Origin of the sequence: Govania unica (genome assembly GCF_027920805.1) — a bacterium.
In the GTDB taxonomy this organism is placed as follows: domain Bacteria; phylum Pseudomonadota; class Alphaproteobacteria; order Sphingomonadales; family Govanellaceae; genus Govanella; species Govanella unica.
This window is the reverse complement of sequence record NZ_JANWOI010000002.1, coordinates 316,644-338,951: the sequence shown is the minus strand read 5'-3', so window position 1 is coordinate 338,951 and position 22,308 is coordinate 316,644. Positions and strand designations below refer to the sequence as shown.

General features: G+C 58.0%; 14 protein-coding genes. 3 read left to right on the top strand and 11 right to left on the bottom strand.

Annotated features, from left to right (window positions below):
• Positions 1 to 7: 7 nt before the first annotated feature.
• Both NYP16_RS06365 and NYP16_RS06360 read right to left on the bottom strand, forming a co-directional pair.
• On the bottom strand, positions 8 to 1,201 hold the full coding sequence (locus NYP16_RS06365; protein WP_274943283.1) for a glycosyltransferase family 4 protein: 1,194 nt from the start codon (positions 1,199 to 1,201) through the stop codon (positions 8 to 10).
• Positions 1,198 to 2,298 carry a glycosyltransferase family 4 protein gene (locus tag NYP16_RS06360; RefSeq protein WP_274943282.1) on the bottom strand — a complete coding sequence of 367 codons (1,101 nt, stop codon included), beginning with the start codon at positions 2,296 to 2,298 and terminating at the stop codon, positions 1,198 to 1,200. The genes NYP16_RS06365 and NYP16_RS06360 overlap by 4 nt, the downstream gene beginning before the upstream one ends.
• A 162-nt stretch (positions 2,299 to 2,460) precedes the next feature.
• Here NYP16_RS06360 and NYP16_RS06355 point away from each other — a divergent pair, with 162 nt between their 5' ends.
• Positions 2,461 to 3,906, top strand: a complete 1,446-nt coding sequence (locus tag NYP16_RS06355; RefSeq protein WP_274943281.1) for a hypothetical protein — start codon at positions 2,461 to 2,463, stop codon at positions 3,904 to 3,906.
• Positions 3,907 to 3,974: 68 nt separating this feature from the next.
• Here NYP16_RS06355 and prsT (NYP16_RS06350) read toward each other — a convergent pair whose 3' ends face one another.
• The 4 genes from prsT (NYP16_RS06350) to NYP16_RS06335 all read right to left on the bottom strand — a co-directional run bounded on the left by prsT (NYP16_RS06350) (position 3,975) and on the right by NYP16_RS06335 (position 12,015).
• On the bottom strand, positions 3,975 to 6,821 hold the full coding sequence (gene prsT / locus NYP16_RS06350; RefSeq protein WP_274943280.1) for an XrtA/PEP-CTERM system TPR-repeat protein PrsT: 2,847 nt from the start codon (positions 6,819 to 6,821) through the stop codon (positions 3,975 to 3,977).
• Between the two features lie 93 nt (positions 6,822 to 6,914).
• Positions 6,915 to 8,273, bottom strand: coding sequence for a PEP-CTERM-box response regulator transcription factor (gene prsR / locus NYP16_RS06345; protein ID WP_274943279.1), 1,359 nt, complete (start codon positions 8,271 to 8,273; stop codon positions 6,915 to 6,917).
• Positions 8,274 to 8,364: 91 nt separating this feature from the next.
• Positions 8,365 to 10,479 carry an XrtA/PEP-CTERM system histidine kinase PrsK gene (prsK, locus tag NYP16_RS06340; protein ID WP_274943573.1) on the bottom strand — a complete coding sequence of 705 codons (2,115 nt, stop codon included), beginning with the start codon at positions 10,477 to 10,479 and terminating at the stop codon, positions 8,365 to 8,367.
• A gap of 147 nt (positions 10,480 to 10,626) precedes the next feature.
• Positions 10,627 to 12,015, bottom strand: coding sequence for a TIGR03013 family XrtA/PEP-CTERM system glycosyltransferase (locus NYP16_RS06335; protein ID WP_274943278.1), 1,389 nt, complete (start codon positions 12,013 to 12,015; stop codon positions 10,627 to 10,629).
• A gap of 517 nt (positions 12,016 to 12,532) precedes the next feature.
• Here NYP16_RS06335 and NYP16_RS06330 point away from each other — a divergent pair.
• Positions 12,533 to 13,612: an EDSAP-1 family PEP-CTERM protein gene (locus NYP16_RS06330; RefSeq protein ID WP_274943277.1), complete on the top strand. Its 1,080-nt coding sequence runs from the start codon at positions 12,533 to 12,535 to the stop codon at positions 13,610 to 13,612.
• 232 nt (positions 13,613 to 13,844) lie between these two features.
• Here the strand turns inward: NYP16_RS06330 and NYP16_RS06325 are convergent, their stop codons facing one another.
• The 3 genes from NYP16_RS06325 to NYP16_RS06315 form a co-directional block, all read right to left on the bottom strand.
• Positions 13,845 to 15,449 (bottom strand): FAD-binding protein, encoded by a 1,605-nt coding sequence (locus tag NYP16_RS06325; protein ID WP_274943276.1) that lies wholly within the window; start codon positions 15,447 to 15,449, stop codon positions 13,845 to 13,847.
• Between the two features lie 18 nt (positions 15,450 to 15,467).
• Positions 15,468 to 18,323 carry an XrtA/PEP-CTERM system TPR-repeat protein PrsT gene (gene prsT, locus NYP16_RS06320; RefSeq protein ID WP_274943275.1) on the bottom strand — a complete coding sequence of 952 codons (2,856 nt, stop codon included), beginning with the start codon at positions 18,321 to 18,323 and terminating at the stop codon, positions 15,468 to 15,470.
• Positions 18,324 to 18,534: 211 nt separating this feature from the next.
• On the bottom strand, positions 18,535 to 19,353 hold the full coding sequence (locus tag NYP16_RS06315) for a PEP-CTERM/exosortase system-associated acyltransferase (RefSeq protein WP_274943572.1): 819 nt from the start codon (positions 19,351 to 19,353) through the stop codon (positions 18,535 to 18,537).
• A 271-nt stretch (positions 19,354 to 19,624) separates the two neighbouring features.
• On the opposite strand from NYP16_RS06315, the gene NYP16_RS06310 reads away from it, so the two are divergent.
• Positions 19,625 to 20,638: a hypothetical protein gene (locus NYP16_RS06310; protein WP_274943274.1), complete on the top strand. Its 1,014-nt coding sequence runs from the start codon at positions 19,625 to 19,627 to the stop codon at positions 20,636 to 20,638.
• Here NYP16_RS06310 and NYP16_RS06305 read toward each other — a convergent pair.
• The gene (locus NYP16_RS06305; RefSeq protein ID WP_274943273.1) at positions 20,629 to 21,237 is read right to left on the bottom strand and encodes a uracil-DNA glycosylase family protein; all 609 of its coding nucleotides are present in this window, start codon (positions 21,235 to 21,237) and stop codon (positions 20,629 to 20,631) included. The genes NYP16_RS06310 and NYP16_RS06305 overlap by 10 nt on opposite strands.
• On the bottom strand, positions 21,237 to 22,235 hold the full coding sequence (locus NYP16_RS06300; protein WP_274943272.1) for a nicotinate-nucleotide--dimethylbenzimidazole phosphoribosyltransferase: 999 nt from the start codon (positions 22,233 to 22,235) through the stop codon (positions 21,237 to 21,239). The genes NYP16_RS06305 and NYP16_RS06300 overlap by 1 nt, the downstream gene beginning before the upstream one ends.
• Between the last annotated feature and the right edge of the window lie 73 nt (positions 22,236 to 22,308).

Genomic DNA, 22,308 nt, shown 5'->3' with positions numbered 1-22,308 from the left:
AAATTTGTCATACCCGGGCTTGACCCGGGTATCCATCTGGTCGCTTCGCCAGGATGTCCCGAAACAAATCAAGCTGCCCCTTCGTCGTCGCGTCCCAGCTCAGGCTTTCCGCATAAGCGCGGGTTGCTGCCCGGTCCGGCATGTTCGCAAGCAATTTCGCCACCGCCTCGGCGCAGGCTTTTGGCGTGCGGCTGGTCATTATGACGCCGGATTCAGGCGGGTCCACCACCTCATCCATGCCGGGGATGGGCGAGCCGACAATGGGGGTGCCGCAGGCGATGGCTTCGAGCAACACATTGGCCATGCCCTCGCGGCTTGAGGCCAGCACCAGAATATCCGCCGCGTTGTAATAATCCGCGAGATCATGATGGGCGACAGCCCCAAGGAACCGCACGCGATCGGCAACCCCGAGATCAGCGGCGAGCTTGCGCAGCATCCCCTCATCTTCACCCGTCCCAGCCAGCAGCAAAGTCACATCAGGCAGGTCCGGCAAGGCCCCCACGGTGATTTCATTGCCCTTGCGCGGAATGAGATAACCGACCGAAAGCAAGGTGGTGCCGGTGATGCCAAGCCGCGCCCGGATGGCCTCGCGGTCGAGCGGCTGAAACATGCCGAGATCGACACCGTTCCGCAGCACCCGCGGCTTATCCACCGGCGCCCCAAGTTCCAACAATTTGTCGCGCAAGGATCCGCTCACGGTAATGAGCCCGTCGGCGTCCTTGATTCCCTGTTGAATGAGACGCCGCGGCAATCCGTAATTCGGTATGAGCGTCAGATCCGTGCCCCGGCTCGTGATCACCACCGGCTTGCCCAAAGCCTTCCCGAGCCAGGTGGCCGCCACCCCATCCGGATAGAAATAATGGGCGTCGATCAGATCGAAATCATAACCGTCGCGGATGATCCGGCGCAGCACCGGCAAAGCCGCGCGGTAAAGCGTCCAGGGCTGGATATACATGCCAATGCCGGGCGCAGTCAGATACCGCGGATGAACAACCTCGATGCCATGACGGATTTCCTGTGCGGGAGCGGCCTGATAATTTTTATAAGCCCCCGGACACCACGGCACCGGCGCAACCACGCGAGCCTCAACTTCTCCACTCTCGACCAGATGGCGCAAGCGGTTTTCCACGAACACGCCAAAGCTCGGCATTGCCACGTTCGGGAACAGACTGGAAAATGTCAGGATCTTCAATTTGCTCACGCCCAGACCTCATGATATGCGCGCAACATGCCTTCAAGCGCATAGGTTTTCCGCACATGATCGGCATTGGCCTGACCAAGGCTCAGGCGCAGATCATCATCCTGCAGCAGCCTGCGCATGGCATCGCGGAACCCGGCGTCATCGCCCTTGGCGGCGATAAAGGGCTTGTTCGCGTCCGAGACGATATGGCGCACATCCCCGACGGCCAGCCCCACCACGGCCTTCCCCGCCGCCATCGCCTGATTGACGGCGTTCGGCATCTGCTCGGTATCCGACGAAATGGCATAAAGATCGAACCAGCCGAGCGCCTTTTCCGGCGCATCCACATGGCCGGGCAGCAACACCCGCCCCCCAAGCCCAAGCTCGGCCACCAGCGCCTGAAGTTTGGCCCGCTCCCCGCCCTCCCCCAAAATCAGCAGGCGGGCCGGGCCGATGTCGCCGGAAATGTCTGCAAAAGCCCTGATCAACCGGGCCAGGTTTTTCTCGGGCCTGAGCGGCGTGAGGGTGCCAATGATTTTTTCCCCCGGCTGTTTCTCAAATCCGGGGATACCACCGGCCACCGGCAGCGCCGCATATTTTTCGCAATCGACGCCGTTCGGGATATAGCGGATTTTGGCCGGGTCCACATGCCAGTCGCGGCGCGCGATCTCCTGCAGGGTCAGGGATGGCACGATCAGAAGCTTGATATGCCCGAGCGCCAGCCGCCGCATCCACACCCGGCGACGCAGCTGTGTCACCGCCTCCGCAGCCCCGAACCCGCTTTCCAGATGCATCTGCGGCGCGATTTGTCCCACTCGGTTCGCAAGCGCCCATTCAATCGCGCCCCATTGATAGGTCAACAACAGATCGGGCTTCAGATCCTTCAACGTGCGGCGATAGGACATAAGCCGCCCGGCCAGCGTGCGTCCTTTGGGCGGTTCACGATAGCCGATCTCCACATCCGGACCGATGCGGCTTGAGGCGGAAAAATTGCCGTCCATGGCAATGACCGTATGCCGGACCGGCAGATCCAGATGATTCATCAGATAGCTGAGACGTATCTGCACCCCGCCAGCGGCAAAGGTCGGCAACACATGAACGAAATGCCGGACAGTCATCTCTCGCTCCCAAATTCCCCACTCCCCCCTCGTTTAACAGGGAAACCTCCGGCCGTGAATCGAAAACACACGATCCGAGGCGAACTGTTGATGCGTTGGTCGCCCACTTTCGGTGTGCTATCCTGAGTAGGAGATTCATAAAACCCGAGGGAGATCGCCCCCGTGATCCGTTTATTCTGGCTCGCGCTTAGCGCCGCTGCCGCCATTGTTCTTGCCGCGCCGGTTCGTGACGCCGCGACGCCGTTCCTTGAAACGCTCACGGGCACATCTCTGCCGGGTGACATGCTGGTGCAATATGTCGCACTTGCGGCCTTTGGTGCACTCATTCTATTGCTGTCGGGGTTTGTCATCCCGGCCGTTGTGGAAGGGGTTCAGATCGGCCTCGCCCAGCATCGGATCAACCGTTATGCCGAGGACAATCTGCACCTCAGCAATGACGATTTCCGCGAAATTTTCGCGGGGTCTCCCTTTCTCAATACTGTCGCCGCACGAGCTGCCGCACAGTTCGTCACCCCTGAGGAGGAGCCTACAGGCAAGGTTCTGGCCCTGCTGCCCGCCGAACGGTTCTTCAGCCCGGCCCGGTTGGTGGAAAGCCGCTTGTTGCTCTGGCTGTTCACCCCACTTGCCACGTTGTTATGGGGCCTCGGCCTGGTGGCTGCCGCCCTCACCTTTGCTCGCGCGGGGGGCATCACGCCCAGTTGGTCCGATCTTGTGGCCAGCGCCGCCTGGTGCCTGGCCTTACCCATGGCAACGGGCGTCATCCTGCGGGTGACAACACGGCTGATCGGCGGCTGGCGGCGGTTACAGGCGGCCGGGCTCTGTCTGTCACTGGACAATCTGCTTGGATTTGTTCCCGGACAACCACCCTTGCAGACCCTCGTTTCCGCCACCCGCGAACAGGCGCAGGCGATCGAAAGCTCCCTGCGCGAGCCGCTGGCCCGCTTGACCGCCGCCAGCACCCAACTATCCGAAGACCAGAGCGCGCAGGTGCAACAGATCCTGCGCACCACGCTCAAAAGCTTTGTCGATGAAGTGCACGGTCTGATCGGCCAGCAGGTGACGGACCTCCATGAGATCCTCAAGGACTCAAGCGCGCTGGCCCATAAGCTGGATCGCAGCCTAACCGATTCGACACGGGCCATGAGCAAATTCGCCAAATCTCAAACGACGGACATGACAGAGGCGCTCGAAACCTATCGCAGCGCCCTGACCTCGTTCGAAGAAAAAAGCCGCCGCGAATTCGGGGCCGATTTCAAGATCATCACTGAAAAGCTCGACCACAGCGCCTCGGCCTTCACCAACGCGACCGCCGGGGCCGATGCGCTCACCCGCAATCTTGAACCTCTGATGCAGGACATGCTCGCGACGCAGAAGGCCCTGCTCGATGCCGTCGCAAGCCAACAGTCCAAAAACCCCAGGATGACGGAGGAAGACCTGAATGGACGGGCCCTTCCCGTTTCCTCAAACTTTCAACCGTTCGATCATCTGAAAGCGCTGCAGTCACTCAAAGCCGGCCTTGATCAAGCCGCACCGCCAAAACCGGCCCTCGCCGTGGATTTTCAAAAACTGCGCGCCCTCACCGGCGGCAATGATCTGCCGGAACTCTGATAGATCAGATACAAAAAGGCCGCCAGCATGAACTGGCGGCCTTTTTCATGACTTGCTCCCGTCAGGAATCAGTTCTTCGACAGCCGGTCGAGCATGCTCCGGGCCTCTTTTTCATCCGGGAAGCTCACCCCAAGGCCGAACAGATCCTGAAGCTCGCGCTTCGCTTCGCTCTTTTGACCGTTGCGTTCAAGCGCCACCGCCAGATGATAGCGGATATCCGCAGCACCCGGACGCAGGAGCGCGGCTTTCTTCAAAATCTCAAGACCCTTCGGAGCCTGGTTCTGATTGACCAGAATCCAGCCATAGGTATCCATCACTTCCGGCGACTGCGGGGCGAGCTTATAGGCTTCCGCCGCCACCGTAACCGCCTTCGGGTCTTTCTTCTGCTGATAGAGCCAGGCAAGATTGTTCAGGATCAACGGATCCTTGGGGCTGCCCTGCTGGAGCGTTGTGTAATGCTCAATCGCCTTGTCATATTGCCCGCTCTCGATATAGCCGCTCGCCAGCACGTTGCGCGCCACCACTTCCTTGGGGTTCTTTAGAACCCAGGCATCGAGATCGGCCAAAGCCTTGGCGGCTCCGGACGCGCCTTTTTGCGCCCGGTAAGCATTGATCGCCACCTGCGCGCCGCCCTGATTTTTGGCCAGCAACGGCTGATAAACCTTAAGCGCGGCGACAAAATCACCCTTTTCCAGCAACACATTGCCACGGGTCACAACGCCTGCGGGCGATGCCGGATAGATTTTATTGAGCTGATCCGCCCGGGTGAGCGCCTGATCGAATTTCTTTTCCCGGACATCAAGATCGATAAGCGCTGTGGTCAGCGACGCCGGCGACCCGATCTCGCCCACGTCCTGTTCAAACGTGCGTGCCTTGGCCGCATGTTTCAGACCGCTCTCAAGCGCTTCGCGGGCGCCCGTCAAATTTTTATTGCGCACTTCCGCAAGGGCGAGAAGCTGATAGGACGCACCGCTATCGGGACGGAGTGCCACCACACGTTCAAAGCTTGCAACCGCATCGGCATGGGCACCGCGTGCCGATTGCACTTTGCCAAGGGCCTCAAAGGCCACCGCTTGATCGGGGAAACGCTGCACCAGACGATTGGCGACCGCGTCCGCCTTGTCCATTTCCTTGCGCTCCATATAAAGACTGATGAGCTGCAAGCGGACATTGATATTGTCCTGATCGACTTCCGAAGCCTGTTCAAGCCAGGTGACGGCCTGCGCCGTATTTTTGCGGCGGAGCGACAGTTCGGCAAGACCAACGATTGCCGCAACGCTCTTCTTATCCTTCGCGAGCACCGCTTTATAGCGCGCCTCGGCCGCATCGAGCTTGTTTTCAAAAAGGTCGATCTGCGCCAGTTTCAGGCTCGGGGCAAAATTCTTCGCATCCAGTTTCTGCGAAGCGTCAAAAGACGCCCGCGCCTGGGGCAACTTTTTATCTTTCAGATAAATTTCACCCTCAAGATAGGTGCCCACCGGATTTGCCGGATGCTGGGTTTTAAGCTTTTGCGCCATTTGCAGCGCCTTCGGATATTGGCTCTGACGCAGATAGACCATGGTCAGAATGATCGCCGGTTGCAGCGCCTTCGGATCCTTGGCCAGAACCTTTTCAAGATCCTCCTCGGCATCGCCATATTCACCGCTGGCAAACTTGCTTACAGCCAGTCGCGTCCAGTTGCCGCTGGCACTTGGATCCGTTTGCACGGCCTTATCGAAATAGCTCGTGGCTTTATCAAGCTCACCCGCCTGCATGTAAGCATAGCCCATGATCGAATAGAGCTGAGCATCGGGTTTGCTTTGGTCGATCACCGGCTGCAACGTGCTGATCGCCTGTTTCGGATCGCCCTGACGCAGATAGGTCATGGCCAGCACGCGCCGGGCCTGGATATGACCCGGCAGGATTTCAAGCAGCCGCGACAGATGATAGGCAGCCTGTTCCAGATTGTTGTCGGCATAATTGACGATACCGCTCAGGAACATGGCGGGTGGGAAACCGTCAAGTGTATTGCCCGTCGCTTGCAGATGTTCCCGCGCCTGCGCGATATCTTTCTTCTGCCAGGCGATCCGCGCGGCAAGATAATGAGCCATGGGGTGGTTCGGAATGCGCTTGAAAATCAGATCGAGATCGCGTTGCGCTTCATCGGTTCGGTTGAGATCCACAAGCGTCGCAGCACGGCCAAGCAAAGCCCCGAGATTTTCAGTATCAACCGCAAGTGCTGCATCGAAATGCACTAGCGCTTCTTTGAACTTATTCTGCATCCGCACCAGTTCGCCCTTGATCAACAGCCCCTCCACATTGCGTGGTTCGAGCTTCAGGGCTTCATCGATTTTGGCGGTGGATTTTGGAATGTTTTTTTCAATCACATAAAGACGCGCCTGACCGATCTTGGCAGCAGCGGAATTCGGATTGATTTTTTCGGCCTCGGCATAAGCCGCATGTGCTTCCACGAACTGGCTCAAGCCCACATAGGCATTGCCGCGCAACACCTGGACATCAAACAAATTCGCGGCCGGCACATTGGCTGGCCGAATTTCGTCGATGACTTCCTTGAATTTACGTTGCAGCAGATAAGCGTCGCCAAGCTTCAGGGTTGCAAGCTTTTTGTCGGCCCCGCGCTCAAGCGCCGCGCGATATTCCTTTTCAGCCGCGGCCCCGTTCTTCACCTTGACATAAACATCCCCAAGCAACAGCCGGGCGTTCACGTTGTTCGGATCGGCCTGCAATGCGTTTTTCAGTTCAATGACCGCACTGTTCCAATTGCGCTTGGCCACATGCTGCCGCGCGGTCTCGTAATAGCCGACAGATTTTTCAGACACCGGACGGGCAGCTTCCGCTGCCACGGGTGGAAGCGCGACAGCCAGGATCGCGGCGGTCAAGAGCGCGCTTTTAAGACTGGTTGATGGCACGTTCATTGATTTTCCCGTCATTTTCATCATCGCATTCCCTGTATTTTTTCTGCGTGACTTCATCTCGCCGACCCGGATAATCCGGTTCCGCGTCTGGCATCAAATCTGAATGTTATGCTGTTTCAAAAGATCATAAAACGTCGGGCGGCTGATCCCCAGAAGCTTGGCCGCCTGAGAGATATTGCCGTCAGCGCTCGCCAGCGCGTTTTTAAGAGCCCGGCGATCCGCTTCTTCGCGCACTTGTTTCAGATTGAGGATCACCGGCTCGCCAAATTTGTCGAGACCGAGATCAATGGCAGTGACCCGCGTACCTTCCGCCATGATGACCGCGCGCTTCACTTTGTTTTCAAGTTCCCGCACATTGCCCGGCCAGGCATGCGCGGTGATCGCTGTCAGCGCATCGGCCGAAAAGCCTTTGAGATTGCGGGTATGTTCCTGCGAGAATTTATTGAGAAAATGTTGCGCCACCAACGTCGGATCGCCGTCGCGTTCCTTAAGCGCCGGAATGTCGATGGTGATTTCGCTCAAACGATAAAACAAATCCTCCCGGAATCTGTTTTCCGTGATCAGCCGTTCCAAGTCCTGATGGGTGGCGCAGACGATCCGCACATCAACGGGAATTTCGCGCCGGCCGCCGATGCGTTCAATCACCCGCTCCTGCAGGAAGCGCAGCAGCTTGACCTGCAACGGAAACGGAATATCGCCAATTTCATCCAGAAACAGCGTGCCACCTTCCGCCATCTCGATCTTGCCGAGAGTCTGTTTGATGGCCCCCGTGAAGGCCCCTTTTTCATAGCCGAACAATTCGGACTCAAGGAGATTTTCCGGAATCGCCGCGCAGTTGATGGCAACAAAGGATTTGCCGCGCCGCGGGCTCAGATCATGCACCGCGCGGGCCAGAAGTTCCTTGCCGGTGCCACTCGCGCCAAGCAGCATGACCGCCACATCGGCCGGGGCCACCCGTTCGATCATCTCGCAGACCTTCATCATCTGCTGGCTGCCGGTGATGATGCCCTTGAGCGACGCCGACTGCCGCTGATCGGCCAGCACACGGTTTTCCGCCTCAAGCGCCTGCACATGAAAGGCACGGCGAACAATAAACCCAAGCTCGTCGGCATCGACCGGCTTCTGGTAGAAATCATAAGCCCCGATCGCAATCGCCCGAAGCGCGCTTTCCCGCGCGCCATGGCCCGAGGCGACGATGACCTTGGCGTCCGGCGTCAGACGCAAAATTTCTTCAAGCGTTGCGAACCCTTCGCTGGTACCGTCCGGGTCCGGTGGCAGGCCAAGATCAAGGGTCACCACCTTCGGCATCTCAGCCCGCAGAATTTCAAGTGCCTCAGCCCGCGTTCCGGCAACAAAGACCTCATAGGTTTCGAAATTCCAACGGTACTGCCGCTGCAATCCGACATCGTCTTCCACGATCAAAAGCTTTTGCTTTTGCATTGCTTCAGGCATTCCTCGCCCCCTGGGTACGCATATTTTGAAGGGACATGATCATCCGATCGCTAACTTGATGAACGCAGCCTTTACACCCCGCCCGTGCATTTTACACATTATGCTCAACATCGTTCCCCGGCGCTTCAACTGGACTGTGATCGATCAAGGGCAACCGCACAGTCATCACGGTTCCCTTGCCGACGGCACTGTCCACATCAAGACGGCCACCGAAGGATCTCACGATCTGACGAGACTCGAACGCGCCGATGCCATACCCGTTTTCCTTGGTGGTGCGGAATGGTTTGAACAATTCATCGCGTACGAAGGTTTCTTCCATGCCCGGTCCGTTATCGGCAACCACCGCCACGGCCCAGCCATCCTGCACCCCAAGGCTGAGATCGACCCGTCCCCTGTCGCCCACCGCCTCAAGCGCATTTTGCAAAAGATGGCCGAAGACAGTCTCAAGCTGAGCCACATCCGCCTTGACAAAGACCAAAGCAGTATCACCCGAAAAGGTTAACCCAAGCTTGTCGGAGGGCCGGTCGCCAACCAGTTTTTTCAGCAGGTCCGCAAGGTTGACAGACACCAAAGCGGTCTTGCCGTCACTGTCCCGCAAGCGGTTGAGACGTGTCAGCAGTCCGTTCATTTTGCCCACCGAATCCCGCACCGTCAGAATCATATCGCGCTGGAACTCAGGGTTTCCGGCATGGCGGTCAGCATTCTTCACCATCAGCGACAACTGGCTCGCCAGATTTTTGATGTCATGCATGATGAAGGCGAATTTTTTGTTGAATTCGTCGAACTGCCGCGACTCCGCCAGTGCCTTTTCCGAACCCTGCTCGGCCACATAACTTGCGATCTGCCGGGCCACCGTCTTCAGAATGTCGCGATCCTCCCAATTGAGGCTGCGCGGCACCCGCGGCTCTTCCAGAACGACAAAGCCGATGAGTTCGTCACGGTAATGTAAAAGCGGCACAACCAGCCAGACCCGGTCATCGGCGGAGATCCACTCCGGAATCGGGCAACCCTCGTAAAGCTCCGGCGCGCTCTGCACCTCGTCGAGATCGACGACCCAGGCTCGTTCCCCGATAAAGCGCAGGAACGGATCGCTCGACGCCAGCGTCCCATTGACTTTGCTTTGTGTGTTCCAGCTTGCGACGCGTACGAAATAGCCGCTCTCCTCGCGCTGCCACAACATGCCGCCCGGAGAATCCACAAGGTCGGCAAGCGCCTGAATCACCCGCTCCTGAAGCCCGAGCGCCAAATCGCTCGCCGACACCGTATTGATGAAGCGCAACCATTCCGCCCGGTAGTCATAGCGATAGCTGAAGAAATGCTTGTTGATCAACACCCGCATGCGCGCCCGGAACTGTCCCGAAAACAGAATGACCGCCAACAGCAGAAGTGCGCCGAACCAGAAACTGAACTGGATGATGCCACCCCAACGGCCGCCCAGATCGCGCAGATAATACCCCCCAGCCCCCATCAGCACGAGATAAACACCGCTGCCGACCAGAGAGGCGGTATGGATCACCACCCCGCGCGATACCGACACATCAAGCCGCCAGCCCGGATTGCGTGCCGCCGACAAGGCGATCAGGGGAACAATCAGAGCATTGATAGCGCCGCGCGCTTCGAAAAAGGCGCGACTGAAGCGAGCGCTCAGAACCGCATCGGCGTAAAAGAAAAAGTCATAAAGAAAAATGCCGCCCAACCCGAGACAGAGCAACTGAATGCCCCAGCGGTTTTTGGCCGCCGTGTTGCGATAGAAGTTGTCGACCAGAAACACGCAGCCAATGGAGGCCGCCATCCGCGACAGCAAAACCACCTGTGGCAGCAAGTAGGTGCGCGGAATAATATCGAGATTCTGAAGCGCCACAAGAACGTCAAGGCCGACCAGAAAGGATAATGCACCCAAAATAATATAGCGGGTCTGCCGCTCATAATCCGGACGCCCATATTCGGCCCAGAACACCCGCAGCAAGGCCAAAAGGAACAAAACCCAGCCTGCGGTCCTGAAGGTCTCGCTCAGAGATCCAAAAATCTGGGCAATCCCGGGTAGATAATAGGAGAACGCATTGACGCAGGCCCAGACCGTCATGGACACGCTGGCGACAATAAGCCACAACCCCGGCCCACTGCGTTTCCAGCTGGCGACCAGAAGCAGGGTCAGGAAAAAATAAGCAACCGCCGCAACGGCATGCGTTACAAAAGTGACTTCGATCAGAACAACTATCCCCTAATTCGCTTTCAGGCGATCGGCCCAAAAGCCAGCCTCACCACAGGCCGCCATCGGTGTATCATAGCAAATTGCAGTGCGAAGAATACATCCGAAGCGTTAACAAGCAAAAGGCGCAACCCGCCTCAGGAGTCAGCGCACTCCATCGGGCCAGATCACCACCCGAAGGGTCTGGATCAGCACCAGGAAGTCGAGAAAGATGGTGTAATTCTTGATGTAATAGAGATCATATTGCAGCTTGTGGCGAGCGTCCTCGACCGAGGCCCCATAAGGATAATTGATCTGCGCCCAGCCTGTGATCCCCGGCTTGACCCGGTGACGTTCATGGAAATAGGGGATCTCAAGCGCCAATTCCTCGACAAACACAGGGCGTTCGGGGCGCGGGCCGACAAAGCTCATGTCGCCCTTCAAAACATTGAAAATCTGCGGAATTTCATCAATACGCGAAGCCCGGATGAACTGGCCGACCGGGGTCACCCGAGCATCATTCTTCTGCGCCCATTGCGGCCCGTTCTTCTCGGCATCGGTGCGCATGCTGCGGAATTTCATCACCATGAACGGTTTGCCGCCCTGCCCCACCCGCTCCTGACGGTAGAAAATGGGACCGGGGCTCGTCAACCGGATGACCACTGCGGTGCCGATCAGAATGGGCAGACTGATGCATAGCAAAATCAGGCTGGCCAGAATGTCAAAGCCGCGTTTGAGCACAAGATCCACCTGGCTTGAGCCGACGAAGCCATCCGAAAAGATCAACCAGCTCGGGCTCATGGATTCAAGATCGACGGCCCCTGTCTGTTGCTCGATAAAAGTGGTGGCGTCGGTGATCTTGAAGCCTTCCATCTTGCAGGCGAGCAATTCGGCAACCGGCAGGGTGCCGCGCCGTTCCTCACTCGCGACCACGATCTCGTTGGCTTCATGGGCCTCCGCAAACTTCACCAACGGCCGCACATCGTCAAAGTCCCTGGCCCCGGCGATCTGGGTTTCGTTATCCGTCATACGCACGGCGGCGACGCAATAGAAGCCTCTGTTGGAGCTGAATTTTTCCATATTGCGAATACGCTCCGCCCGGGCTCCTGCACCGAGCACGATCACGCGCTGGCGGAACAAATCGAGATCGGCGACATGAGTAAACACAATGCGGGAAATCACAATGCCGACGATGGCAAAGCCGATACTGTAAGCAAAGATACTGCGCCAGATGCTGACGTCCGGCAGCACGAAGGACGCCACCGACATCATGATGAAACTCAGCAGCATGGCAATCGGCAACCGCACCACCATAATGCGAATATCACGGCAGCTTTCTGTCTGATAAAGCCCAACCGCCAACATCGACACATAGACAATGATGACAAATGTGGCAAAGACCGGCAGGTGATGGCCGTACTGAATCGGCAGCAGGTCCAGCTGAGTAAATCTGACAGTAAGACCCATCGTGATGGCCACCGCCAGGATGACAATCTCTACAAAGCCCAACGCAAAAACAGGCTTGGGAATGTAATGTTTGAAAAGCCGTATCATCGAATTCTTCGATTACCTGTCCTGCAAGGGTGCCATTGATCAAGCCTTTCGAGCTTTTCTATCTGTCCCTATATACCCGGTGCGGGTTTAAATCTCATTAAAATACACATTAAATCATGGCCTTGGTTAAGCCCGCCAGAAACCAGAAACGCAGGTTCCATTGCCCCCTGCCGACGCCCTAAGAGCCTTCATCCGTGGCATTTAGACCCGTTAGCTACCATAGAACCAGCCACCGCCGCTACCTGCGTCATGATGGTTAACTTTGTGGCAATCCTTGAAACCCAGACCTTGTCGGTAATCTTTACAGCGTCCAATCGACCCTGAATTGGTGAGAGAAATAATCACAACTAATTGTTATAACTTGATTTTATGTCGACCAGACTATTCCAGCCCCTGCCTCATCTCAACAGCCTCAAACAGCCCCCTGCATAGCTGTCGGTATATTTTACATAATCTGACAAAACTGCTCGTCAAAAATTGGCTCGCGCCGACATAAGCAGAAGAATGAAAAACTAACATGTTGGTTTCTATAATATTTAATGGAATTTCCCTGGCACAAAAGCATTCTGGCACGGTCCCTGCATTACTCATTGCGAACGGCTCGCTGATCTGGGGCTACGTTCAGTACGTAGTCAACCAGCCGCAAATGAAATTCTTCTTTCTAAGTTCAGGAGGAACTCCGATGAAACTCTTCAAGACAATCGCCTTTGGTCTCGCTGCCGGCGTCGCCCTTGCCGCTCTGGCCCTCCCGGTCGAAAAGGCCGAAGCCCGCGTGGTCGCTTATTCGACCCTGCAGGTCACGAATTTCTTCATCACCGATGGCGCTCAAATCCTCACCAACATCCAGGGACAGAACAACACAAATACTTCCGCTGTCCTGGCCAGTTATGGCAATGTGGCTCATGACGACCCACAGGACATCACTTCAAATTCCAATGCGCTTCAGTCCTGCGTTGGCGCAGGTGGCGTTTGCGGTAGCATCCCCCAGGATGATTTTGCGCGTTATTCCGCTGTGAATACGGGCGCTCACTTTGCTCGCTCTGACGCAGACCTCTCGGGCAACATCCTGACCCCAGTCAGCGGCGCCAATGCCAAATCAGTCGCGGAAGTCGAACTGAACCAGGTCGGTTCAGGCACCGGTGCCTCAGGCATCCAGTCCGCTGCAAACTTCGGCATCAGCTTTGTTGCTGGCAACACTGGCAACCTGACCCTTCAGTTTGACGCTGCCTGGGACATCTATCTCTTCAGCGACGAAATAAACAGCGTTACACAGGCTGACACACAGTGGGCCATCACCCTCTTCGACGTGACCACTCAGACCGACGTGACCTCGATCATCAGCTTCACTGGCGCTGGTCAGCTCAGCGATCTGAATAAGGCACAATCGCTGTTCGGTCCCGGCACCAACAACACCAACAACGGCAGCGACAACTTTATCCTGACGGTTTCGGGTCTCCAGGAAGGTCATAGCTACGACTTCAACCTGACCCACAACACCAAGGCAACTGCAACCAAGCGCGTTTCAGAACCTGCAGCTCTCGGCTTCCTCGGCCTTGGTCTGATCGGTCTGGCCTGGCGCCGCCGCCGCTCAGCCTAAGCTGACGGAATAGAATGAAGAGTTTCAAGCGGGAGCAGCGCAAGCTGCTCCCGCTCTCTTTTTGGCGGCATGGGCCCGTATAAAAAGACCGAGTGTCAAAACCTCACCCGTCATTGCGAGGCGCAGCCGAAGCAATCCAGACCACCGCCCAACAAAGGTCTGGATCGCCATGCCGCTCACGCGGCCCATAATGACGGCGAACACCGGGGCGGGGGCCGAACAATGCGAGGTGTTACGGCTGATACCGGCCGGGTGCCAATATCCCCGCCGGATCCAGCGCGGCCTTGAGTCGCGACACCGTCTGCCAATAAGGATCGGCCGGATCCTGGACCGCCGATGACATAAACTGGCTGGCCAACCGATAGGGCGGGTAACCGGCGGCAATAAAGGCCTTGGTCGCTGCCTCGTAACAGGCTGCGGCGGCCGCTGCTTCTTCCTCGTTGTCGCGGTCAAAGCAGATGGTCATGATGGCTGCGAGAGCACGCGCCGTGACCATGCTGAAGGTCAGCGGACATTCAAAGCCGTAATCCCGCAGAATGAGTTCGGCCAACGCCACCAGCCGGGCGGCATGATCGCCCGTCATGGGAATAACCGGGGCAAGCCACAACAGACCGCAGCCGTCCGCGGCCGGATCATGCCCGAAGCTCGGCCCCGTAGAGGCGCGGCGGTTGCGCCAATATGCTCCGGCCAGGAAATGCCGGGTCGGTTTGCCGCGCAACAGGCCGATGGCCTCCTCGCCTTCCCCCACCATGCGGCGGAGGCGCTCCCCCATGCCGGCCTGCGGCAGCATCCCGGATGCCCGGCGACCAAGCGCCAGCAGACGTTCATCCACAACCATAACTTTGGCCGGAAGCCCCTGCAAAGCCTGACGCAGCCGCTTGACCCCAGCCTTGACCTGGCTGCGACTGCCGTAAAAACCGGCCGTCAAGGACCAGGCCGCAATACCATATTGCCGGCGAAGATCCGCTCGGACATCCTCGGGCAACGGTGTAAGGCCCCCCAAAGCTTCATAGGGATAGCGCTGACGCCCGCCAATCAGACGCATGTCATTGCCAATATGCACAATGCTTTTAAGCGTGCCGTCCAGCCTCAAGGGCCGCAGCCGCTCGATCAAGGGCGCGATCGCGGCGCTGTCTTTGACCATCACAACGGCGGCGCAGAAATACTCCGGCTCCGGCATCAGCCATAGCCCAAGACTGGTCACCACCCCCATGCCCGACTGACTGAACAAGCCGTCAAGCACGGGGCCGACACCGTAAGGATAAAGATGCGTCACCGTGGAATTGTCATAGCGGCCAAAGCCGGTTTTCAGGATTTCCCCCGTGGGCAGCGCGATCTCAAGCCCGGCCACCGCCAAAAACCGATCGCCATAAGGCGTATGGCCAAACCCGCGCTCAAGCACATTGCCAATGATCCCGCCATCAGGCCCGGCGCCGGTGCAATCGAGCCATAATTTTAGCCCGCGTTCCCGCAGATGATCATAAAGCGCGCCCTGCGTCACCCCTGGTTCAATCACCGCATAGGCCAGCTGTTCGTCAACCGCCCGGATGCGGTTCATGCGGCCAAGGTCCAACAATATGGCCCCGTCGCGCGGCGGTATGGCATCGCCATAGCCCCAGTTGCGTCCGGTACTGACGGGATAAACGGCAACCCCTTCCGCCGTGGCCAGTTTCAAAATCGCCGCGACTTCGCTGCTCGATCCCGGACAGACGCGCCCGGCCAGACTCCGCACCCGTGGGCTGGTCGTGGGCGGCTGCGGGAAATCATCCCCGAACAGGACATTATCAGCGCCGACAATGGCGGCCGCCGAGGACTTGAACTGCTCGGGAACGGACATCTGAGGGTGCTCCGCCTGTTACTTGCTATTGGCCAGCTGCAGCATATGCTCAATCTCCTTGCGGTTGTCGATCGCATAGTTTCCAGCAAGAAGATCCCGGAGAACCTCGCCCGCCTCACGTTTGCGACCCGCCGCGAGCAAAGCTTCCGCATAATGGCGGCGAATGTCGAGAGCTTGCGGTGCGAGATCGACCGCCTTCCGCAGGATTGTCACAGCATCGCCCAACCGTTTGGCCCCCATATAAATACTACCCGCCGTATCCAGAATATCAGGCTGGTCGGAGCGCAGCGCCAAGGCTTTTTCGATCGTCCGCACCGCCTCGGGCGTTTGTCCCTTGTTGTGGTAGGTCCAGGCCAGATTGTTCAGCACAAGCGGATTGTTCTTCTCCGTCTTCAAAAGGGTTTCATAGCCCTGCGCCGCCGCGTCAAAGCGCTTGAGGCCAAGGTTCGTATTGGCCAGATGAAACCGCGTCGCCGTATCATTCGGGTACTTCACGAGCCAGGCAGTCAGGTCCGCCACCGCCGCATCCGGCTTGCCGCCAAGCATTTTCGCCTCCGACAGCCGCCGCAGATTGACACTGTTCGGCTGCAGCTTATAAACCGTGCCGAAGCTCGTGATCGCCTGCCCATAATCTTTTTTCGCCAAGGCCACATAACCCTGCGCCTCATCAAGACTGACGGGACTGAGGCCGGCGGGCTTATCATGAACCAAGGTCGCAAGCAGTTCGTTCGCCTGCTCAACCTGTCCAAGATTGGCCAGCACCTGCACCATGGCAAAGCGTGCGGCCGTATGCTTCGGGTTAATCCGCAGCGCCCCGTCCAGTGCCTCCCGGGCACGCGGCAGATTGCCCTGGGCCAACAGTGCCGACCCGAGCAGATAGTGGCTTTGCGCATCCCGCGGCGCCGCAGAGGTCAATTTTTCAAAGGTGATGATGGCATTCTCAGGTTGCCCCGCCATCATTTCGCCCTGCCCGATCACCTCAAGCAAGGCCGGGTCATTCGGATAGATCGACTGCACTTTCTGGGTGACGGCAAGCGCCTTCATGTAATCGCGGGTTTCAAGATAGGCCTGAGCCAGGAAGATCGCAGGCTCGCGAGCCCCCGGCTGACTCTCCACCGCTTTTTCCAGCAAAGCGATCCGTTCCACCTGATGGCCGCCCTCCCGCGCGAGGTCAGCCAGCATCAACTGCGCCTTCTGATCTTTCGGATGGACCTTCAGCACGCCTTCGAGGAGACGTTTGACTTCATCCGGCTTTTTCTCCACCACAGCAAAGCGCACCAGATTGAAGCTCGCATTCTGGTTGCCCGGCTCTGCTTTCAGGGCGGCCTCGAACGCGGCTTTAGACCCAGCCAGATCTTTCTTCTCCGCAAGCCCGATCCCCTCAAGGGTGAACCCGGCCGCGCGTTTCGGCTCCAATTTCTGAAGTTGCCGCGCACTGGCGATGGCCTCATCCGATTTGCCGGCCCGCAGTTGTTCAAGCGTCAGGATCACCCGCTTCTCAAAAGACTTCGGGTCCATGGTGATCGACTTTTCAAGCTCGCTAAGTCCCTTGTCCACATTACCGCTGGCAATCTGGGTCATGCCAAGCTGAGCCGTCGTGGACGCCGACGCAGGATTGAGCTCAAGCGACTGCTCAAGATAGCTCCGGCCCATGGCCAGGTCGCCCTTTTGCAGCGAGGCCTGAGCCAGGAGGTTCAAAAGCTCCGAATCCTTATTGTCCGATTTCGCCAGGATGTTCAAAGTCTGAAAGGCATCATCCGAACGGCCGAGCGCCATCTGGATCCGGGCCATCAGCTTGCGCGCCCCAATATCGCCAGGAACAGCCGCCAGATAACGGTTGATGGCGGCATAGGCCTGTTCCTTGCGGCCAAGGGCAAAGTTCGCGGCTCCCTGCACCAACAGACTCGGCATGCGATCCGGGGCCACCGCCAGAACACGGTCGGCATAGTCGACGGCTTCAGCAAATTTCTTGCCCTGATAAGCCACGACCGCGGCCACATGGTTCGCCGGTGGATAATCCGGTGCAACAGCCAGAACCTTGCTGATATTTTCCTTCGCCTCTTTGGGCTGATTGTTATTCAATTGCGACCAGGCCAGAACCGTACGAATGAAAATACTGTCAGGACGCAGTTTGATCAGTTTTTCAAAAGCCGCAGCAGCCGTTTTATAATCGCCGCCCGCCGCCGCAAGATCGCCGTCAAGGGTCAGAACCTTCACATGGCTCGGATCGACCCGCACCGCCAGATCGCGGAATTTTTTGGCGTCCGTGAGATTGCCCCGCGCAATGTCAATATTGGCCAGCCCAACATAGCCCAGCACATTGTTTGAATTGAGCTTCAACGCCGTCTCATAAGCTTCCCGCGCCTCATCGTAATTGCTCAGGCCGCGATAGGCATCGCCCCGCACAACATAGAGTGCTGACTGAGTTGGCACCGGCAGATCTGTTCCGATGATTAACTCTTTGAGGTTTTTCTGATATTCGCCCTGCAGCTGCAAGGCCTCGGCAAGTGGCGCCATGACCGAAAGGGGGTCAACACCGGCTTTTTTCGCCAGTTGCAGCTCCTTTTCGGCGGCCAGACCGTCTTCCATGTCGATATAGACCTGGCCCAGCAGCAACCGCGCCGCCGCCGCATCGGGCGTATCCTTCAGCGCCGCTTTCAACTCAATCGTCGCCGCCCTGAGGTCGCCTTTCATGCGAAAGTCTTTGGCGCGGTCCATATGCTGTTCAAGGGTATAGCTGGCCTTCTGATCGCAAGCCGCAAGACCGAGCGTCATGCCGCCCACAGCCATCAACAGCATCACCGAAGACAAAACCGATGGAAGCTTCGAACGTAAAGACGACCGATATGTGCTGATACGAGCTTGTTTGTTCAAAGGACCTGAAGTCACTATCCACCCCACCTATGCAACCGTCATTGCGACGCCGTGAGAATTGCTATCTCTGCGACCCTATCGCCACCCTGGCGAGAAGAGCACGACCTTAGCCCAGGCACAGGTCATCGACAACGCATGTCGGCACAGACCCTGTACTCAGGCTTATATATTTACACAGAGAAGCTTTAAAGTTCGTTTATGATGGGTGCCGTCAAGTCCGGTCAGGCGGTGCCGGCCAAAGATTGCCACTGTTGGTCAGGACTTCCCAGATTTCTGGTCGCCGGGCGAAAACATCGTCCAGAAGACTGCCTATCTCGCGCATATGCACCCGGCGCTTGCCGTGATAATTGATCAAGGGTCCGACCGGCGTAAAAATAATGCCAAGCTTGCGGATCAGCCGGTCCAAAGCCGGTTCGACCATAATCGCAAGATGGCTGATGCCGTTTTCGATGCTCATGCTGAGAATCGCCTGCATAAGGCCCAGAGTGATATGCGGAATGACCCGCTGGTCATGACCCGGATCACTGGTGTCATAAAGCGCCGGAATGAGTGTATCCTCGCGCCGCTTGCGAAACTGTTTGGAAATAGCGAATCGCGAAATTTCCCCGGTAAGCTCCCGCGGCAACTCAGCGTTCCCCATGGTGGAAAGTTCGGGCGATACATTCAGGACTGGCAGACTGGCCGTTGCGGTCGGCAAAATAAGGCGCACAGTGCCCGCGACCATGCCCGTCGGCTTATGTATAAGCAGGCTGCAGACCGCATGCTCATCACAAGCATCAGTTTCGAATCCATCCGGAAATTCATCAATATTTTCAAAGCCGGTTTCGACACAATAAACCTGGTAGCGCAGTTCCTGAGACAAACGCACGAGGTCATCTGTCCGCGCCGGAATCACATCGAACCACTTCCGATATAAGTCCACGAGTTTTTGGCCTTCTTCCAAATAGCTGGCCTGGCCAGACAATAGGGATTTTACATCATTATTCTGACTAACATCTTGGCCATTTGATGTCTGCGCGCCAAAAACCATGAGCTTCACTAAGCCTTTCAAATTCCAACGCGTCGTTGGTATGTGCTAAAGTTTGCCAGAAACGTTCTTAAGGTTTGTTTAAAGAGCTCCCATTGCGGCAGCTTCCCGGTGCCTAACCATGCCTGAGGCAAAACTGCTCCGGAAGCAGCTTGAAATTAGGACTGTTTGCGACAAACCTCTCGCAGGGAGCGAGAGTTTTATGGGTGTGGGGAATCCTACTGACTTGATAAGACTCAGGCTCTTAACCTTGGTTAAGAGCAGGCGCGGAACTGTGCGCCTTGTCCGCTACGCGGCCGTGACTTTTTTATGCCTGGCAGCCGCCGCTCATACAGCGCTTGCCGTGCCGACCTTTCGCTATGACCCGCAAACAAATTTGCTGGCCAATTATCAATCGGATCTCGATGGTTGGGCCGCCCTCGTTGGCGATCCGATGTACCGCAGTTCCTTCGATGCGATTTTTACCGCTGACAGCCTCTCCAACAGCTTCAGTTCCTCGGCCAGCTCGGTGCAATCGAGCCCTGACCGTGCGCTCGACCGTCACGAACGCCGCGCCATGCGCTCGCTTTATAACAGCCTCGCAAGCGCTGCCCGGTCGCACGGATCAAAGGGCGGCGGATTTTCTCTCAGCGACGACGAAGCAGACGCCTTCGGCGGTGCCAAAAGCACAGGGAACGGGGATCTGCTCGGGGAATTGAACCGTACCGCCAACAGTCTCTTTGCCACTGCCGTCCGCGCCCGGAACCCCGCCGCCAACGGCAACGACTCCGACGAAGACTATGCCCTCATCCAGCCCGAACAATCCGCCCAAACAACGGGCCAGGAAATCCTCACCACCCACCCTCAGAAAGCAGCCGCAACCGCCTCTCCTGGCGAGACGACACTCGGCTCGCTCGGTCTTGAGGCAATGCACCCCATCTTGCGCATGAGCGGCATGGTGGCCGAAAGCCTGCACGAGCTGCGTCAATTTGTGCTGATTGAACATCCGAAATCTTCTCAGCTGATGATGCTCGACAACAGAAGCAGTCAAGCGCTGGTGATGCAGACCAACGTCAATTTCACCCCAAGCCCCGATCTCAATCGTCATGACAGCGGCAACCACCCGCTCGCCTCGCCGGCCCAGGATGTCTCTGTCGACCCCGACAGAAACGGCGCCCTCAGCTTTCTCAATAAGCCGCTCAAGCAACTTTTATGGGACATCCTCGGATCAAGCGCGGCGTTCCTGATCTATAGCCTGCTGTTTGTGGCCTGGCTGACCTGGCGCAAAGTCATCAGCCGTCACATCTGAGACGGCCAGTCCCGCAGATAAGCCGCCACCCGCGCCCGCAGCACGGGCACGACCTCGGCCTCGAACCAGGGATTGCGGCGCAACCAACCCATATTGCGCGGCGATGGATGCGGCAGAGGAATGATATCGGGGCCATATTCGGCCCAGGCGCGCACCGTGGCGGCGACACTCCCCTTGGTCCGCCCGGCGAGATGATAGGCCTGCGCATATTGGCCGATGGCAAGCACCAGACGCGGGTTTGGCAGCTGCGCGAAAATCCGGTCATGCCAATGGGCCGCGCATTCCGGCCGCGGCGGCATATCGCCGCCCCGTGGATCACGCCCCGGATAACAGAACCCCATGGGAATGATGCTGATGCGCGCCGCATCATAAAAGGTCGCGCGGTCCAGACCCATCCAGTCGCGCAACCGATCGCCGCTTGGATCGTTAAAGGGAATGCCGGTCTGATGCACCCGTAGGCCCGGCGCCTGCCCGCAGATGATCAGGCGTGCCGTGCGGCTCGCCTGGATCACCGGATTGGGGCCGAGTGGCAGATAGTCAACGCAAATGCGGCAGGCCCGGATATCCGCCAGCAGACGGTCGAACCGGGCCGCGCTCATCAGCCCGCCGCCGCCACATCGGCCTGAGTTACGGAATGGGCAAGCACATCAGCCGCCGCCCGCAGCAATGGCACCGCAAGCAAGGCACCAACCCCTTCGCCCACCGCCTCATCCTGCACAAGCGGAACAAGACCAAGCGCCGCCGCCAACCGCTGCTGCGCCACGCTGCCCGGTGTCGCCAGCAAACAATGGGCAATGTTGCTGTCGGACGCCGCATGCAGAACCGCCGCCGCCACCAGCGGCACAAACCCATCGAGCACCACCGGCACGCCCTGCGTGCGCGCGGCCAGAATAGAGCCGACAATGGCCGCCATGTCACGGCTGCCAAAACGGCGCATCAGTTCAAACGGATCGCTTTGTCCCTGATGCTGGTTCATGCCGGTACGGGCATGAACCCGGTCCGCCACGGCAAGCCCGGCCAGCAAATCCTCGGCAAGCTCCGGATGCAACACGGCAGCAAGGGCGGTCGCCGCCGCCTCTCCGCCTGCACCGAAACGGGCAAGACATAAAAGATCAGGTTCACTGACGATGGCCTCCATGCCGAACGCCATGGTGGCGGCACAGTCTTCCTCCGACAGCGCCGGAGCGCTTCGATAGTCGCTATGCGGCACATCAAGGGCGAGGTCATAAACCTTCAAACCAACCCCATGACGGAGGCACATGATATTGGCCGGATGTCCACCCGCCGCCAGAAGGGTCAGGCGATTGCGCGCGTTCTCCTGAGCTTCGGCATCGTCATGTGGAGCCGCAAGCGCCGCATAAATCGCAAGTTCAATGCGCTCAAGACGCGGCTGCCGATTGCCCTTCCACCCGGCAAGCCAGGGCCCGAGACTGGCGAGACGGCCAAGCGGCACATCATCAGCCGCAAGATCGGCCATCCGTGCCCGCGCATCCGCCGCAATGGCGGCATTGCAATCGGGAAAATGGCGCAGAACCGCCTTCACATCATCAAAAGGCAGCCCTGTCAGGCCGAGGGCGGTGTTGTCCGGCTGGCTCATGGATCCACTCACTTACGAATAAAGTCGCGCCTTTATAGCCCCTCACAACCCGGAAAACCAGCACCCATCCGCC